Source organism: Achromobacter sp. 10T422, assembly GCF_056394065.1.
Window position 1 is genome coordinate 317,402 of record NZ_JBFTHD010000003.1, and the last position, 16,064, is coordinate 333,465.

Annotated in this window: 14 protein-coding genes; 10 read left to right on the forward strand and 4 right to left on the reverse strand. The window is 65.5% G+C overall.

Features of this window, described 5'->3' with window-relative positions; translation table 11 throughout:
• Window positions 1–270 precede the first annotated feature (270 nt).
• From AC1DB0_RS09085 to AC1DB0_RS09115, 7 genes are read left to right on the forward strand one after another with little or no spacing between them, the layout of a single operon-like run.
• The gene (locus AC1DB0_RS09085) at window positions 271–1,710 is read left to right on the forward strand and encodes a M81 family metallopeptidase (RefSeq protein WP_447576929.1); all 1,440 of its coding nucleotides are present in this window, start codon (window positions 271–273) and stop codon (window positions 1,708–1,710) included.
• A gap of 57 nt (window positions 1,711–1,767) precedes the next feature.
• Window positions 1,768–3,360 (forward strand): ABC transporter substrate-binding protein, encoded by a 1,593-nt coding sequence (locus AC1DB0_RS09090; protein WP_476757382.1) that lies wholly within the window; start codon window positions 1,768–1,770, stop codon window positions 3,358–3,360.
• A gap of 31 nt (window positions 3,361–3,391) precedes the next feature.
• Window positions 3,392–4,327, forward strand: a complete 936-nt coding sequence (locus AC1DB0_RS09095; RefSeq protein ID WP_054421103.1) for an ABC transporter permease — start codon at window positions 3,392–3,394, stop codon at window positions 4,325–4,327.
• 19 nt (window positions 4,328–4,346) lie between these two features.
• A complete protein-coding gene (locus AC1DB0_RS09100) occupies window positions 4,347–5,258 on the forward strand; it encodes an ABC transporter permease (protein ID WP_054421104.1) in 912 nt (303 codons plus the stop codon).
• Between the two features lie 9 nt (window positions 5,259–5,267).
• Complete coding sequence (locus AC1DB0_RS09105; protein WP_342066289.1) at window positions 5,268–6,341, forward strand: ABC transporter ATP-binding protein; 1,074 nt, start codon at window positions 5,268–5,270, stop codon at window positions 6,339–6,341.
• Window positions 6,338–7,345 carry an ABC transporter ATP-binding protein gene (locus AC1DB0_RS09110; RefSeq protein ID WP_054421106.1) on the forward strand — a complete coding sequence of 336 codons (1,008 nt, stop codon included), beginning with the start codon at window positions 6,338–6,340 and terminating at the stop codon, window positions 7,343–7,345. Before AC1DB0_RS09105 ends, AC1DB0_RS09110 begins: the two co-directional genes overlap by 4 nt.
• Complete coding sequence (locus tag AC1DB0_RS09115; RefSeq protein WP_476757383.1) at window positions 7,330–8,787, forward strand: amidase; 1,458 nt, start codon at window positions 7,330–7,332, stop codon at window positions 8,785–8,787. Before AC1DB0_RS09110 ends, AC1DB0_RS09115 begins: the two co-directional genes overlap by 16 nt.
• Here AC1DB0_RS09115 and AC1DB0_RS09120 read toward each other — a convergent pair.
• Both AC1DB0_RS09120 and AC1DB0_RS09125 read right to left on the reverse strand, forming a co-directional pair.
• Window positions 8,730–9,974 carry an amidase gene (locus AC1DB0_RS09120; RefSeq protein WP_476757384.1) on the reverse strand — a complete coding sequence of 415 codons (1,245 nt, stop codon included), beginning with the start codon at window positions 9,972–9,974 and terminating at the stop codon, window positions 8,730–8,732. The two genes, AC1DB0_RS09115 and AC1DB0_RS09120, sit on opposite strands and share 58 nt — an antisense overlap.
• Entirely contained in the window at window positions 9,971–10,963 is a 993-nt protein-coding gene (locus AC1DB0_RS09125; protein WP_054421108.1) for a Bug family tripartite tricarboxylate transporter substrate binding protein, read from the reverse strand. Before AC1DB0_RS09125 ends, AC1DB0_RS09120 begins: the two co-directional genes overlap by 4 nt.
• Before the next feature lie 119 nt (window positions 10,964–11,082).
• Between AC1DB0_RS09125 and AC1DB0_RS09130 the strand changes: the two genes are divergently transcribed.
• Entirely contained in the window at window positions 11,083–12,006 is a 924-nt protein-coding gene (locus tag AC1DB0_RS09130; protein WP_476757385.1) for a LysR family transcriptional regulator, read from the forward strand.
• On the opposite strand, the gene dkgB is transcribed toward AC1DB0_RS09130, so the two are convergent.
• Window positions 12,003–12,806 carry a 2,5-didehydrogluconate reductase DkgB gene (gene dkgB / locus AC1DB0_RS09135; protein WP_175170639.1) on the reverse strand — a complete coding sequence of 268 codons (804 nt, stop codon included), beginning with the start codon at window positions 12,804–12,806 and terminating at the stop codon, window positions 12,003–12,005. The genes AC1DB0_RS09130 and dkgB overlap by 4 nt on opposite strands.
• A 124-nt stretch (window positions 12,807–12,930) precedes the next feature.
• Here dkgB and AC1DB0_RS09140 point away from each other — a divergent pair, with 124 nt between their 5' ends.
• Window positions 12,931–13,833 carry a LysR substrate-binding domain-containing protein gene (locus AC1DB0_RS09140; RefSeq protein ID WP_054421114.1) on the forward strand — a complete coding sequence of 301 codons (903 nt, stop codon included), beginning with the start codon at window positions 12,931–12,933 and terminating at the stop codon, window positions 13,831–13,833.
• A 102-nt stretch (window positions 13,834–13,935) separates the two neighbouring features.
• Window positions 13,936–14,829: a DUF4261 domain-containing protein gene (locus AC1DB0_RS09145; RefSeq protein ID WP_054421115.1), complete on the forward strand. Its 894-nt coding sequence runs from the start codon at window positions 13,936–13,938 to the stop codon at window positions 14,827–14,829.
• Here the strand turns inward: AC1DB0_RS09145 and AC1DB0_RS09150 are convergent.
• A complete protein-coding gene (locus tag AC1DB0_RS09150) occupies window positions 14,813–16,042 on the reverse strand; it encodes an MFS transporter (protein WP_476757386.1) in 1,230 nt (409 codons plus the stop codon). The genes AC1DB0_RS09145 and AC1DB0_RS09150 overlap by 17 nt on opposite strands.
• Window positions 16,043–16,064: the final 22 nt, after the last annotated feature.

Below are 16,064 nucleotides of genomic sequence, written 5' to 3' on the forward strand. Positions count from 1 at the left end.
TTCCCTAGCGCACGCGCATCTCTGGGGCATTTCCCCCGCTTTTTTCCCGAAAAACGCGCACACCATAACCTTGGGTTATCCATAGCCGCACGTTAGCTATTTGTGCCGCGGGTGCCCGGCCGCCGATGATCCGCATACGGAACGCAGCGCCACCTTGTTGACCAGGCAGGCGATGACGGATAACCGGCCTATACAAGGGGAAATGATGACGTCTTACCGGATCGCCGCGCGTGCCGCGGCGCTTGCGCCAGCCTGTCCGGGAGCGCAGCCATGAAGGTCTTCAGCGCCGGTCTTGGCACCGAGACCAACACCTTCGCGCCCATGCCCACCAGTCTTGCCGCCTTTCAAGAGCGCGACTACTACCCGGCGGGCACGCACCCCGATTCCGTCACCTTCGCAGGCGCGCCGCTCTATGTGGCGCGTTTGCAGGGCCGCGAAGCCGGCTGGACGCTGGTGGAAGGGTTGGTCGCTTCGGCACAACCGGGGGGCAACACGACGCGCGCCGCCTACGAAACCTTGCGCGACCAAATTCTGTCGGACCTGCGCGCCGCGCTGCCCGTGGACATGGTGCTGCTGGGCTTGCATGGCGCCATGGTGGCCGATGGCTACGACGACTGCGAAGGCGACATGCTTCGCCGTGTGCGCGAGCTGGTTGGCCCGAACGTCATCGTGGGCGCCGAGCTGGACCCGCACGCGCACCTGACGCCGCTGATGGTGGAACAGGCGACGGTGCTGGTGCTGTTCAAGGAATATCCGCACACCGACATCCGCGAACGCGCAGAAGACCTGCTGGCCTTGTGCCTGGACGCGCACGCCCGCCGCACCCGGCCTGTGGCGGCGCTGGTCGACTGCCAGATGATCGTGCCCATGCACACCACGCGCGAACCGGCGCGTGGCTTTGTCAGCCGCATCAAGGCGCTGGAAGGGCGCGACGGCATTCTGTCGATCTCGGCCGCGCAAGGCTTCGCCACCGGTGACGTGCCCGAGATGGGCACCAAGGTGCTGGTCTATGCCGACGGTGATGCGGCCGCGGCGCAAACGCTTGCGCGCACGCTTGCCGACGAACTGATCGGCATGCGTGAACAACTGATGGTGCCTTACCGCAGCGTGGATGAAGCGCTGGACGAAGCGCTGGCGTTCGATGGCGGCCCGGTGGTGTTGGCCGACCGGCCCGATAACCCGGGCAGCGGCGCGCCGGGCGACGCCACCTTCGTGTTGCGCCGCATGCTTGAGCGCGGCATCACGAATGCGGCGCTGGGGCCCATGTGGGACCCGGTTGCCGCGCGCATCGCGTTCGATGCGGGCGTGGGCGCCGAGCTGGCCCTGCGCATCGGCGGCAAGGTCGGCCCGCTATCGGGTGACCCCGTCGACCTGCGTTGCACGGTGCTTGCCGTGCAGCCCGAAATGGTGATGACCGGCCTGTCTGGCGCGCCCGCGCCGATGGGCGACTGCGTGCTGGTCGAGGCGCAGGGCATCCAGATCGTGCTGACTTCCGTGCGCAACCAGGCCATCAATATGGATCTTTTCACGCAGCTGGAATGCGATCTGGCGGCCAAGAAGATCATCGTGGTCAAGTCGGCGCAGCACTTCCACGCGTCGTTCTCCAAAGTGGCGCGCCACATCATCTATGTGGGCGGCAAAGGCGTTGCGACGCCGGATTGGAAGACGCTGACGTATCGCAACATCCGGCTGCCGAAGTGGCCGCTTTAAGATCCTGCCGGCGCGAAGCCGCCGGCGAATCCACCAATTTGATGGGAGCCTAGTGCGATGAAAAACCGCCTGCTTTGCCTGTTCTCGACGACGACGCTGGCGCTGGCCTGCACCCTGGGTGCGGCGACCGCGCACGCGCAAGCCAATACGTCGCCCAAGACGTTGCGCATCGTGCCACACGCCGATCTGAAGGTGCTGGACCCCACCTTCACCACCGCCTACATCACGCGCAACTTCGGCTACATGGTCTACGACACGCTGTTCGCGATGGATACGCACAGCAAGCCGCAGCCGCAGATGGTTGAGAAGTACGAGGCCAGCGACGACAAGAAGACGTGGACGTTCACGCTTCTGCCTGGCTTGAAATTCAGCGATGGTCAGCCGCTGACCACGGCGGATGTCATTGCGTCGCTGGAACGCTGGTCGGCCCGCGACAACATCGGGCAGGCCATCACGCGCGCTGGCGGCAAATGGGAAGCGCTGGACGACACGCGTTTCAAGCTGACACTGACCCAGCCCTTCGACATGGTGCTGGACGGCTTGGCGAAGGTGTCCAGCTACCCCGCGTTCATCCTGCCCAAGCGCCTGGCGTCGCAGCCGGCGACCCGCCCGTTGACCGAAGTGGTGGGCTCTGGCCCTTACGTGTTCAAGCGCGATGAATGGGTGCCGGGCAGCAAGATCGTGTTCGAAAAGAACCCGCACTACATCGGCCCCAAGGCGCCCGCAGACGGACTCGCAGGCGACAAGACGCCGCACATTGGCCGCGTGGAATGGCGCGTGCTGCCCGACTCCAACAGCGCAACGGCCGCACTGACCAACGGCGAAGTCGACATGATCGAGCAGGCGCCCGCCGATTACATCGACGCATTGCGCGCCAACAAGAACGTGAAGATCGGCGTGTTGGAACGCGCTCAGGGCTACATCATCCTGAACCAATCCATGCCGCCGTTTGACAACCCGAAGGCGCGCCAAGCCATTGCGCATCTGGTGGATCAAGACAAGTTCACGGCCGCCATGGGCTACCCGGACGACTTGCGCATGAAGTACTGCGCCACGGTCTTCATCTGCGGCGGCCCCAACGACAGCACGGCCGGCGCGGCGCCTTACGCCAAACCCGACCCGGCGCTGGCCAAGAAGCTGCTGGCCGAAGCGGGCTACAAGGGCGAGAAGCTGGCGATTCTGTTGCCGACCGATCTGGCCTATCTGAATTCCGCCACGCTGGTCGCCATTCAGGCCTTGCAGGACATCGGCGTCAACCTGGACATTCAGTCGATGGACTGGGCCACGCTGACCGCCCGCCGCGCCCGCAAAGAAACGCTGGACAAGGGCGGCTGGAACATCTTCCTGTCGGCGGCCTCCGAGTTCAACGTGGACTCGCCCATCAGCAACACGTATCTGGGCGCGGTGTGCGGCAACAGCCTGCCGGGCTGGCCGTGCGACAAGAAGCTGGATGAGCTGCGCGAGCGGTGGATTTCCGCCACCAGTTCGGACGAGCGCAAGCGCGTGCTGGATCAGTTCCAGGAACGCGTCTACGAAGTCTTCCCCGTGATTTCCATCGGCCAGTATTCGCGCGCTTTCGCCGCGCATAACAGCCTGAAGCACGCGGACAAGATCTGGAGCTTGCCGAACCTTTGGGTGCTGGACAAGTAGTCCGCCGCCGTTACCGATACGCGAGACAACTATGGGTTACATCATTCGGCGCGTGCTGGCCATCGTGCCTGTCATGGCGGTGGTGGCAGTGATCGTGTTCCTGCTCATCCACCTGTCGCCCGGCGACCCGGCGGCGTTGATTGCCGGCGACTTCGCCACTGCCGAGGACATCGCCAAGCTGCACACGGCGCTGGGCCTGGACGAGCCACTGTGGCGCCAGTTTGGCCTGTGGGCGGCCAAACTGATGCAGGGCGATCTTGGCACCTCCATCTTCACTCAGGTGCCGGTGACGCAGCTGTTGTCGCAGCGGGTGGAACCCACGTTGTCGATTGCCGCCATCACGATGCTGGTGTCGATTCTGGTGGCGGTGCCGCTGGGCGTGCTGGCGGCCTACCGCGCCGGCACCTGGATCGACCGCCTGGTCATGCTGTTCGCGGTGCTGGCGTTTTCGTTGCCGGTGTTTCTGGTGGGCTACCTGCTGATCTACGGCTTTGCCGTCAAGTTGCAGTGGCTGCCGGTGCAGGGCTACGTCAGTTTGTCCCAAGGCATCGGGCCGTGGCTGCGCAACCTGACCTTGCCGTGCATCAATCTGGCATTGGTGTACATCGCGCTCATCACCCGCATGACGCGGGCGACGGTCGTTGAAGTGCTGCACGAAGACTACATCCGCACCGCGCGCGCCAAAGGCCTGGCGGTGCTGCCGGTGCTGGAGCACGCGTTGCGCAATGCCGCCATTCCCATTGCGACAACGGTGGGCGTGGGCATCGCGCTGCTGATTGGCGGCGTGGTCGTGACCGAAACCGTGTTCGCCATTCCGGGTATTGGCCGGCTGGTGATCGACGCCGTTCAGCATCATGACTATCCGGTGATCCAGAGCGTGCTGCTGATTTCGGCCGGCGCCTACGTGCTGATCAATCTGTTGATCGACCTCAGCTACCGGCTGTTCGATCCGCGTATCCGCTATTGACCCGCCGCGGGAGAACACCATGTCTGATAATTCCCTTTCCAACGCTGCGGCCCCCGCGCCCGCAGCGCCCATTCTGCTGCACGAGGCCTTGACGGCCAGCGGCCGGCGCTGGCGCTGGGTGCGCAAGCATCCGACGCTGATCATTGGCTTGGTGCTGCTGCTGATCGTGGCGGGCCTGTCGATTGCCGCGCCGTGGATCGCCACGCACAACCCCATTACGATCAACCCCTTGCAGCGCTTGAAGCCGCCGTCGGCGCAGCACTATTTCGGCACCGACGCGATGGGCCGCGATGTGTTCAGCCGCGTCGTGTGGGGCGGGCGCGTGTCGCTTGTGGTGGCGATTGTGGTGGCGCTGGTGGCCACGCTGTTGGGCGTGGTGCTGGGGCTCTTGGCCGGCTTTGTGCGCTGGGCCGACGCCATCATCATGCGCATCATGGACGGCATGATGGCCATCCCCGACATCCTGCTGGCCATCGCCTTGATGGCGGTGATACGCGCCAGCCTTACGACGGTGATCATCGCCATTGCGATTCCGCAGGTGCCGCGTGTGGTGCGGCTGGTGCGTTCGCTGGCGCTGACGCTGCGCGAACAGCTGTACGTGGAAGCGGCGCACGCCATCGGCACGCGTCTGCCGGTGATCCTGCGCCGGCATGTGTTGCCGAACATGGTGACGCCGCTGGTGGTGCAGGCCACGTTCATCGCGGCCACCGCCGTGCTGACCGAAGCGGTCTTGTCGTTCCTGGGCGTCGGCGTGCCGGCGCAGGTGCCCAGCTGGGGCAACATGATGGCCGACGCGCGCAACTATGTGGCCGTGGCGTTCTACACCATCCTGTACCCGGGCATTCTGCTGGCCATCACCGTGCTGGCGATCAACCTGATGGGTGACGGCCTGCGCGATGCGCTGGACCCGCGCCTGACCAACCAACGCTAGGAGGACGCCATGGCCCTATCCCCCGCCACCGCCGTCGCCCCTGGCGACGTGCTGCTTGAAGTTGATAATCTGCGCACGTACTTCGATACCGTTTCCGGCACCGTCCGGTCGGTTGACGGTGTGTCGTATCAAGTCCAGGCCGGCCGCACGCTAGGCGTGGTCGGTGAGTCCGGCTGCGGCAAGAGCGTGACGGCGCTGTCGATTCTGCGTCTGGTGCCGACGCCGCCGGGCCGCTTTGCCGGCGGACAGATCCGTTATCGCGGCACCGACCTGCTCAGCCTCACGGAAAAGCAGATGCGCCAGATTCGAGGCAACCGCATCTCGATGATCTTCCAGGAACCGATGACGTCGCTGAACCCGGTGCTGACCGTGGGGCGGCAGATCGCCGAGACGGTGATGGTGCACCAGAAGCTGGGCCGCCGCGACGCGTACCGGCGCGCCGAAGAGATGCTGCGCCTGGTGCAGATCGCCGAGCCGGAACGCCGGGTGCATGAGTACCCGTATCAGTTGTCGGGCGGCATGCGGCAACGGGTAATGATTGCGCTGGCGCTGGCCTGCAACCCCGAAGTGCTGATTGCGGATGAACCCACGACCGCGCTGGATGTGACGATTCAGGCGCAGATCATCGACCTGCTGCGCAACTTGCAGAAGACGCTGGGCATGGGCATCGTGCTGATCACGCACGACCTGGGCGTGGTGGCGGAATGCTGCGACCGGGTTGCGGTGATGTACGCAGGGCGCAAGGTCGAGGAAGCCTCGGTGACGGAATTGTTCGACACGCCGTTGCATCCCTACACACGCGCGCTGATGGGGTCGATGCCGTCGATGAATGCGTCCACGCAGCGCCTGGCGGAGATTCCCGGCATGGTGCCTGCGCCCAGCGAGTTGGGCAAAGGCTGTAGTTTCGCGCCGCGTTGCACCTACGCCACCGAGCGCTGCCGGATCGAAGCGCCCGAGCTGTCGTCGCACGGCGCGGATCATGTGGTGGCCTGCCATGAGGTGGCGCGCGTGCTGGCGCAGCCTGCTCTGCAAGCCCTGTCGTCCCCTGCCAACCCTGCCGCCCTGAATGGAGTGCAAGCATGAGCGCCCTGACGCAACAACCGGCGCCGGCTTCGCCTTTGCTAGAAGTCCGCGACTTGAAGATGCACTACCCCGGCGCGGGCGGCTGGTTCAAGCCGCGCCGCAAGGTCATCCAGGCGGTGGATGGCGTGTCGTTCAATGTGGCGCGAGGCGAAACGCTGGCGCTGGTTGGTGAGTCCGGCTGCGGCAAGACGACCACCGGCAAATCCGTCTTGCGGCTGATTCAGCCGACATCCGGCTCGGTCAAACTGGAAGGCGAAGAGATCCTGGCGCTGACGCCGGAGCAGATGCGCAACCGGCGGCGCGACATGCAGATCATTTTCCAAGACCCCTACGCGTCGTTGAACCCGCGCATGACCGCGGGCGATATCGTGGGTGAGCCGCTGCGCAACTATCCGATGCCGGGTGGCCGTGCGCGCGTGGACGAGCTGGCCTGGCTGTTCGGCAAGGTCGGGCTGCGTCCGGAAGCCATGAAGAAGTTTCCGCACGAATTTTCGGGCGGGCAGCGGCAGCGGCTGGGCATTGCGCGGGCGCTGGCGCTGCGGCCCAAGCTGATCGTGTGCGATGAACCGGTATCGGCGTTGGATGTGTCGGTGCAGGCGCAGGTGATCAACTTGCTGATGGACTTGCAGCAAGAGATGGGCATCGCCTATCTCTTCGTTGCGCACGACCTGGCCGTGGTGCGCCACATCAGCCACCGCGTGGCCGTGATGTATCTGGGCCGCATTGTTGAAGTGGCTGACCGCGATACGCTGTTCTCGCAGCCGCGGCATCCCTATACCGAGATCCTGCTGTCTGCCGTGCCCGTGCCCAACCCGCACAAGCCCGCGCAGCGAAAGCTGCTGCAAGGCGATCCGCCCAGCCCTGCGAACCCGCCCAGCGGTTGCCGCTTTCATACGCGCTGCCCGCTGGCGCAGCCCATCTGCCGCGAGACGCAGCCCGCGCTGACCGAACGGCCCGTTGCATCGGCCACGGGTCAGCAATGGGTGGCGTGCCATTTCCGATGAACCGGCCGGGCTTGCTGGCGGGGCCATTGCCCGATGGCGACGCGGTGTTCGCGCAGCCAGTCGCCGCGTTGCAAGCGGCGATGGCGGCGGGCAGCTTGACTGCGGCCGATCTGGTGCGCGCCTATCTGGCGCGCATCGCCGCTTATGACCCGCACGGGCCTGCGCTCAATGCCGTGCTGGCGATCAATCCGCACGCCGCGGACGAAGCCGCATTGCGCGACGCAGAGCGGCGCGCGGGGCAGCGGCGTGGCCCGCTGCACGGCATTCCTGTTCTGATCAAAGACAACATCGACGTCGTGGGCATGCCCGCCACCGCTGGCTCGCGGGCCTTGGCGCAACGGCGGCCTGAGCACGATGCGGACGTCGTGCAGCGCTTGCGTAACGCCGGCGCCATCGTGCTGGGCAAGACCACGCTGCACGAGCTGGCTTGCGGCATCACCAATGTGTCGTCCTTGTCTGGCCGGACGCGCAACGCGTATGACGCGGCGCGCGTGCCGGGCGGGTCCAGCGGCGGCAGCGCGGTAGCGGTGGCCTCAAGCTTTGCGGCGGTGGCGATTGGCAGCGACACCAGCGGTTCCATCCGCATCCCGGCCGCATTCAACCAAGTGTGGGGCTTGCGTCCGACGGCGGGCCGTTGCTGCACCGCAGGCGTGGTGCCGCTGTCGCCTACGCTGGATACCGTAGGGCCGATGGCGCGGTGCGCGGATGATCTGGCGGTCTTGTGGTCAGTGATGGCGGGGCCGGATGCGGGAACGGCGAGCGCGCCTCGGGCCGGTTCGCCGTGGCGCATCGGCATGCTTGATGCGCTTTACGGCGGCGCGGAGCAAGAGTGCGACGTGTCTGATCACGTGCGCGCCGCCTTGACGCGCATGCAGGCGAACGGCGCGCACGTTCAGCCCGTGCCGATGGCGTTGGATGATGCGCGGCTGGCGGCCGCGAATGTCACCGGCTACGAGTTCCGCGATGCGCTTGCAGACTGTCTGCGCGATGCCGGGTTGCCGGTGCGCAGCCTGGACGACATCCTGGACGGCGCGTATCCGCACCCGGAAGTCATGGCGATTTTGCGCGAGCGCAATGCCGTGCGCGATGCGGACGGCAGCGCACGTCAAGCCGCGCTTGACCGTGCGCACGCGATTCGCGCGGACGTCTTGGCGGCGCTGGCATCGGGGTCACTGGACATGTTGGCCTACCCCAGCGTGCGCGGCGCGCCCGTGCTATTGGGCGAGCCGCAACGCGGCGGCAATGGCTTGCTGGCCGCCGTAACCGGCTTGCCGGCGTTGAGTGTGCCGATCGGGTTTACGCCAGGCGGCATTCCGGTCGGCTTGGAGCTGCTAGGCGCGGCGGGCAGCGAAGCGATGCTGATCCAAGCCGCGCGTGGCTTCGATCAGGGTGCTGGCGCCGGCAATGCTTGCCGGTCTGCCGCCCATGCCAGCAACGCGTGATCCTGATCCGGGCGTGCGACCCATTGCACGCCGACGGGCAGGCCGCTGGCGGTCTTGCCCGTAGGCACGTGCAGCGCAGGCCAGCCCAGCAGCGACCAGACGCGGTTGAACACCGACGACCCTGTCGACTGCAAGCCTTCGGGCGCGGGGCCGGGCGCGCTGGGCGTGAGGATGACGTCGACGTCGGCAAAGCGTTCCAGCCATTCCCGCGCCAGGCGGTCGCGCGTCTGCTGGCATTGCACGTACTCCGCGTAAGGAATCGCCAAGCCCAGCGTCACCGCATCCCGCAAAGCGGGCGATAACTGGTCCGCCTGCGGGCTGTGTGCAACCGGCAGCATGGCGCGCGCCAGTTCGGCGTGCATGATTCGCGAGTGCAAGTGCAAAAGTTCTTTCAGGTCGGCGTCGTATCCGGGCGTGAAGAGGGTAGCGCCCTGCTGACGCAAGCGCGTTGCCTCGTCTTCCAGCGCTTGCCGCGATGCGGATTCCAGCGTTCCGATGCCGTCACAAACGAGCACGGCAACGCGCGGCGCGCGCGTGGGAACAATCAGCGGCGCGAGCGAGGGAACACTCAGCGCCGCGCGCGTGGTCGCAACCCGCGGCGCGTCCTGAGGCAGCAACACCGACGCCACGGTTTGAGACTGCGCCACCGTGCGGCTGAACCAGCCGATGGTGTCGAGCGAATCGCACAGCACCGTCATCCCTTGCCGGTGCACGCGGCCGAAGGTGGGCTTGAAGCCCACCACGCCGCAGAACGCCGCCGGACGGATCATGGACCCGCCGGTTTGTGTGCCCAAGGCGATATCGACCATACCAGCGGCGACGGCGGCCGCCGAACCGCTGGATGAGCCGCCGGGCGTGTGCGAGGCCCGGTGAGGGTTGCGGGTGGGCCCGGGTGACACGTACGCGAATTCCGCCGTGACCGTCTTGCCGATGGGAACCGCACCGGCTGCGCGCAGCTGCGCGACGCAGCTGGCGTCCCACCGCGCGGGGTCGGAAGACGTGGCGGGCGAGCCGCAACGGGTGGGCATACCGGCCACGTCAATCACATCCTTGACGCCGAATCCCACGCCCGCCAGCGCACCCGTGGCGGGCGCCGCATCGTTGGGCTCGGCCAGCCATGCCCAGGCTTGGATGGCGTCGTCCCGCTCCGTGCTGCGAGACCATGCGGCGTGCGCTTTCCGCATCATTGAACCTGGATCTGCTTGTGGCGGATCAGTTGCGTCCAGCGCTCGCTTTCGCTGGCGATGAAGGCGCTGAACTGTTCGGGCGTACCGCCTGCAACTTCACCCCCTTGTGATTCGACGACGTCACGGTACTGCTTGTCTTGCAGCGCGCGGTTGATGTGTTCGTTCAGCGTCTTGATCACATCAGGCGGCGTGCCGGCAGGCGCAACCACGCCGAACCAGTTCGATACCACCATGTTTGGCAAGCCCAGTTCCTTGAACGTCGGCACATCGGGCAGGCCCGGCACGCGCTTGTCGGCCGCAACGGCAAGCATCTTGATGCGCGGCGTGGCGCCGGTGGCATGCGGTAGGAACAGGCTGGGCAGTTCGATGTAGAAGTCCACATTGCCGGCGATCAAGTCATTGACCGCGGGCGCGCCGCCTCGGTACGGCACGTGGGTGGCGTTCATGCCGGCCTGCTCCTTGAACAATTCGGTGCTCAGGTGCGAAGCGCTGCCCGCGCCGGTAGAGGCGTAGTTCAGCTTTTCCGGATTGCGCTTGGCGTCATCAATCAGCGCGGCCGGATTGGCGTAGGGCGACTTGTCGTTCACGCCCAGCGCCATCGGCCCCCGTTCAATCAGGGCGATGGGCGCCAGGTCCCGTGCCGGATCGAAAGGCATGGTGTAGAGCGCCTTGTTGACGGCCAGCGGCGCGAAGTTGCCCAGGCCGATGGTGTAGCCGTCGGGCTTGGCGGTGGCGATTTGCCCGGTGCCGATGTTGCCGCTTGCGCCCGGCTTGTTGTCCACCACGACGGGTACGCCGAGTGAGTCGCTCAGCTTCTGGGCCAACTGGCGCGAGCGCGTGTCCGAACTGCCGCCTGCGGCGTAAGGCACGATGAATTTGATTGCCTGCGTGGGATACGCGGCTTGCGCGTGGGCGCTGGCCGAGGCCAGCGACAGGCTGGCGGCAAAGGCGCCGGCCAGCAGTTTGATGGTTGCGGTTGTCGTACCCATGGCACTCCCCTGATGGTCAGGGGAATTCCCCTGCTGTTGATTTGTCAGCGCATAGTAGGAAGCGGCGATTAGGTTGTCTAATACCTTATTCTCTTGTTATTGATTCTTCAGGAAAATAAATGCTGATCGACAGCCGATTGCTTCAGGTCTTTGCCGTGGTGGCCGAAGAGCTGCATTTTGGCCGCGCCGCGCAGCGGCTGCACCTGAGCCAGCCGCCATTGAGCCAAAGCGTGCGCAAGCTGGAAGAGGCATTGGGCGTGCAGCTGCTTGAGCGCACGACCCGGTCGGTCAGGCTGACGTCGGCGGGCGCTGAACTGCAACGCCGCATCCAGAAGATGGCGGTGGAACACGAGGCCACGCTACGCTATGTGCGCCAGGCGGCGCGGGGCGATGCGGGCCAGTTGACCATTGGCTTGACGCCGAGTGCGGCGTACTCAAACGTGCCGCAAGCGCTGTTTGCATTCCGCCAGCGCTATCCCGGCGTGATGCTGGATTTGCAAGAAATGAACTCCAGCGACATGCCCGATGCGCTGCATCAGCGCCGGCTGGACCTGGCGTTACTGCGTCCGCCTTTCGCCGATGCCGACCTGGCGCCGGTGCCGCTGTATGCCGAGCCGATGGTGCTGGCATTGCGCAACGATCACCCGCTGGCGGCCAAGCGCTGGGTAACGATGGCGCAGGTGCTGGAGTTGCCGCTGGTGGGTTATGCACGCGACCGCTCGCGTTACTTCAGCCAGGTGTTGCGGCAAATGATCGAAGCGGCGGGCAAGCCCGCCAACATCGTGCAGGAAAGCATGATTCCCACGATCCTGACCTTGGTCGAAGCGGGCTTTGGCGCCGCGGTGGTGCCGGCCTCGCTTGCGCGGATGCGCATGGACATCCTGGCTTACGTCGGTATTCGCGGGCCGGGCGCGTTTCGCGCAGAACTGGCCGCCGCCCGCCATCCGGATAATCCGAATCCGTTGATCGACGCGTTTGTGGCGATCATGCGGGAGAGCCCCGATAAACGCTTGGCCGGGGCGCGCGGCGGCCGCGCCCCTTAATCCCAAACCGCCGCCAACCCGTCCGGGCTGACTTCGCGGCCGTTCCTTTCCAGCGCAGCGATCTGCGCCATGTCTTCGCTCGTTAGCCGCAGTTGCTGCGCGAGCAGATTGCTGGCCAGGTTGTCGCGCTTGGTCGACGACGGGATCACCGAATACCCCAATTGCAAGGCCCAGGCCAGCGCCACTTGCGCAGGCGTGGCGTTGTGGCGGCTGGCGATCTGCTGGATGACGGGGTCTTTCAGCACCTTGCCGTAGGCGAGCGTCATGTAGGACGTTACATGGATGCCTTGTTCCTTCAGAAACGCGGTCAACGCGGCGTTCTGCAGATAGGGGCTGAGTTCGATCTGGTTGGTGGCAATGGCGTCGCGGCCCACGGCGGCGATGGCGGCGCGGGTTTCAGCGATGGGGAAGTTCGAGATACCGATCTGGCGGGTCAGGCCTTGCGACTTGGCGTCGGCCAACGCGGTCATGAATTCGTCGACGGATACGCCGTTGCCGGGCGCGGGCCAATGGATGAGCGTCAGGTCGACGTAGTCGGTACGCAGTTTCGTCAGGCTGTCGCGCAGGCTCGCGGCAAGCTTGGCCTGTGAATAGTTCGGCACCCAGATCTTGGTGGTGATGAACAGGTCTTCGCGCGCCACGCCGGACTCGGCGATGGCCTGGCCCACTTCGGCCTCGTTCTCGTAGATTTGCGCGGTGTCGATCGCGCGGTAGCCGACGTCCAGCGCGTTGCGCACCGAGTCGATGACGACCTGGCCTTGCAAGCGAAACGTGCCAACGCCAAATGCGGGAATGCTCATGTAAAACTCCGGAGAAGATTCGGGGGTCCAGGCGCTTTCGGCCTGGGAATGACGCTAGTGTGCCCGCGAGATACTTGATGAAAAAGCCCGGTATGGGCGAAAGACTTTTGATATAACGTCAAATATGAAAACCACTCTCGACGAAATGCAGGTCTTTATTGCGGTCGTGGACAGCGGGTCCATCACCGCTGCCGCCGACGTGCTGGGGCAGACCATTTCCGCCACCAGCCGCACGATGAGCCGGCTGGAAGAGAAGCTGCAGACGACGCTGATGCGCCGCACCACACGCCGGCTTGAGCTCACCGAAGAAGGCAAGACCTATCTGGAGCAGGTGCGGCGCATCATCGCGTCGGTGGAAGAAACCGAAGAACTCATGAACGTGCGCCGCAATCAGCCGGCGGGCCTGCTGCGTGTGGATGCGGCGTCGCCCTTCATGCTGCATGTGATTGCGCCGCTGGTGCCCGGTTACCGCAAGCGCTATCCGCAGGTGGAGCTGGAGCTCAACAGCAACGAGGGCAACATTGACTTGCTTGAGCGCCGCACGGATCTGGCGATACGCATCGGACGGCTGAAGGATTCTTCGCTGCATGCGGTGCTGTTGGGCCACAGCCGCGTGCGCGTGCTGGCCAGCCCCGGCTATCTGGCGGCGCATGGCACGCCGAAGCGCGTGGCCGATCTGGCGTCGCATACGCTGCTGGGTTTTTCGCAGCTGGAATCGCTGAATGAATGGCCGCTGCTGGAGGCCGATGGGCAGGCCCTGCATGTGAAACCCGCCGTGCGCGCCTTCAGCGGTGAAACCTTGCGGCAGCTGGCGTTAAACGATGGCGGCGTTGTGTGCCTGTCGGATTTCATGACGCGTGGCGACCGCAAGGCGGGCACGTTGCAGCAACTGCTGGTCAAGCAGACGCAGGATGTCAGGCAACCGATCAATGCGGTGTATTACCGCAACACGGCGATATCGTCGCGCATCAAGTCGTTCATTGATTACGTGGTGCAGGCCGTGGGGCCGGACGGATTCGCCGAATAACCCCCACGGTGAGAGATGTGTCCAATGGAGACAAGGGCGTCTCGGGCGAAAAGGGCAAACGTATACTGCCCCCGTTTTTATTCTTACCGCCCCAGACACCCCATGAGCATCTTTTCCCGCTTCTTTGGCCGCAAGGAAGAATCCGCCGACGCACGTGCGCTGGTGGCCAACCCCGCCATCGAGAACCCGCTGAGCCTGCAAGTGTTGTTCGCTGCGCCCTTGGCCGTGACCGAAGACACGCTGGCGGCTGCCCTGCGCGGCTATCACCCGTCGATGAGCGATGCGCGCGCAGAAGTTGCGCCGGACATGCCGGAGTTCCTGGGCCTGGTCGGCTGGGGCAAGCATGTGGTGCGGCTGGTGGGTTTCAACGCGCCCTATCCCAAGGACGCGCTGGAAATGTGCGTGGCGCCGGCGCATTACCCGGCCACGGTGAAGGAAGAAATTCGCGCGCACGCCAGCCATCTCATCCTGTACTACGCGGGCTTTGAAGAAGACGTGCTGGAGCAATACGTGGCGCTGGCCGCGGTAGCAGGCGCGCTGACGAGCTTCAAGGCGATGGCGGTGATGAACGAACACGCGCATACGTCGCTGCCGGCGGGCGTGTTCGATGGCGAATCGCTGGGTGAAGAAAGCCTGGACCTCTTGCGCACGCTGCCGTTGACGATGCTGTATTGCGGCTTCGTGAAGTACGAAGTCGAAGGCGTGGAAGGCGTGTGGATGCGCACCTATGGCGCAGACCAATTCGGCCTGCCCGACTTCGCCGCGCTGGCCCAGGGCCACCACGAAGGCGAGTACTACTCGGACATCTTCAACAATATCCTGGGCTACATGCGCGACAGCGGCGCTGAGCTGGCCGCCGGGCATACGATGCAGATCGGCGAGAACGCCTATATGAAGTTGCGCGCGCCCGCCCAGGAAGAGTATTACCTGGACGGGCCCGGCGTGGTGCTGGTGGCCGAGATCATCACGGCCGACGAGATCAACGCGCCGGAGTAAGCGCCACGCTGCGGCGCGCGCCCGGCCATACGCGCATGCCCAGCGCCAAGGCCGCCGCGCCTGCCGCTACCACGGTGACGCCCGTCCAGCCCCAGTGCGCCAGCGCCAGGCTGCCCAATGCACCCCCTGCCGCCATGCCGATGAACACGCCCGTCATCAGGATGGCGTTAAGACGGCTGCGCGCGGCGGGGTCGATGCCGTAGACGATGCTCTGATGCGCGATCAGCGAGGTCTGGATGCCCAGGTCAAAGCCGATGGCGCTGCCCGCAATCAACCACAGCGCGGCATGCGGCGACAGGATCGGCAGGAAGATCATCGCGGCAAACGACACCATCGTCAGCCCCGCGCCCAGGCTGGCCACGGCCAGCGGGCCGCGGGTGTCGGCGACGCGGCCAGCCAGCGGCGCGGCCAGTGCGCCGGCTGCACCCGCCAGACCGAACGCGCCCGCCGCGCCTGCACCCAAGTGAAACGGTGCGCCATGCAGCATCACCGCCAACGTCGACCAGAACGCGCTGAAGCCCAGCGACAGCAAGCCCTGCGCCGTGGCGGCGCGGCGCAGGCCGGGGTGTTGGCGCCACAGGGTGGCAAGCGACGCGAGCAAGGCCGCGTAAGACAACTGTGCGGTCGGCACGAAGCGCGGCAGGCCACGCCACAACGCCGCGCCCAACGCCACGATGGTGACGGCGGCCGCCACGAACATGGCGCGCCAGCCAAATTGCTCGGCGACAAAACCGCTGACCACGCGTGACAGCAGAATGCCCAGCAGCAGGCCGGTCATGACCGTGCCGACGATCTTGCCGCGTTGTTCAACGGGCGCCAGATGGGCGGCGGCGGGCACGATGTCTTGCGCCAGCGTCGCCGACAGGCCGACGACGAAACTTGCCGCCAGCAGCACGCCGATGGACGGCGACACGGCGGCGGCCAGCAGCGCCAGGCTCAGCACGGCGGCCTTGATCAGGATGATGTGCTTGCGGTCATGGCGGTCACCCAGCGGCGCCAGCATCAGGATGCCGAAGGCATAGCCCAGCTGCGTCAGCGTGGGAATCCAGCCCAGCGTTTCAGCGCTGGCGTGGATGTCCACGCCCAGCACGCCCAGCATGGGCTGGCTGTAATACAGGGACGCAACCGACAGGCCCGCGCCGACGGCAAGCAGGAAAACCAGGCCGCTGGATAGCGTGCTGGCTGGATGGGAGGCAGAGGTTTGGGAAGACATGATGGGCTATCCGAGGGATCGA

Bases quoted from the DNA above. Each gene is read 5' to 3' on its own strand.
- AC1DB0_RS09085 (WP_447576929.1), top strand. From the start codon at position 271: ATGAAGGTCTTCAGCGCCGGTCTTGGCACCGAGACCAACACCTTCGCG.
- AC1DB0_RS09090 (WP_476757382.1), top strand. From the start codon at position 1,768: ATGAAAAACCGCCTGCTTTGCCTGTTCTCGACGACGACGCTGGCGCTG.
- AC1DB0_RS09095 (WP_054421103.1), top strand. From the start codon at position 3,392: ATGGGTTACATCATTCGGCGCGTGCTGGCCATCGTGCCTGTCATGGCG.
- AC1DB0_RS09100 (WP_054421104.1), top strand. From the start codon at position 4,347: ATGTCTGATAATTCCCTTTCCAACGCTGCGGCCCCCGCGCCCGCAGCG.
- AC1DB0_RS09105 (WP_342066289.1), top strand. From the start codon at position 5,268: ATGGCCCTATCCCCCGCCACCGCCGTCGCCCCTGGCGACGTGCTGCTT.
- AC1DB0_RS09110 (WP_054421106.1), top strand. From the start codon at position 6,338: ATGAGCGCCCTGACGCAACAACCGGCGCCGGCTTCGCCTTTGCTAGAA.
- AC1DB0_RS09120 (WP_476757384.1), bottom strand. From the start codon at position 9,974: ATGATGCGGAAAGCGCACGCCGCATGGTCTCGCAGCACGGAGCGGGAC.
- AC1DB0_RS09125 (WP_054421108.1), bottom strand. From the start codon at position 10,963: ATGGGTACGACAACCGCAACCATCAAACTGCTGGCCGGCGCCTTTGCC.
- AC1DB0_RS09130 (WP_476757385.1), top strand. From the start codon at position 11,083: ATGCTGATCGACAGCCGATTGCTTCAGGTCTTTGCCGTGGTGGCCGAA.
- dkgB (WP_175170639.1), bottom strand. From the start codon at position 12,806: ATGAGCATTCCCGCATTTGGCGTTGGCACGTTTCGCTTGCAAGGCCAG.
- AC1DB0_RS09140 (WP_054421114.1), top strand. From the start codon at position 12,931: ATGAAAACCACTCTCGACGAAATGCAGGTCTTTATTGCGGTCGTGGAC.
- AC1DB0_RS09145 (WP_054421115.1), top strand. From the start codon at position 13,936: ATGAGCATCTTTTCCCGCTTCTTTGGCCGCAAGGAAGAATCCGCCGAC.
- AC1DB0_RS09150 (WP_476757386.1), bottom strand. From the start codon at position 16,042: ATGTCTTCCCAAACCTCTGCCTCCCATCCAGCCAGCACGCTATCCAGC.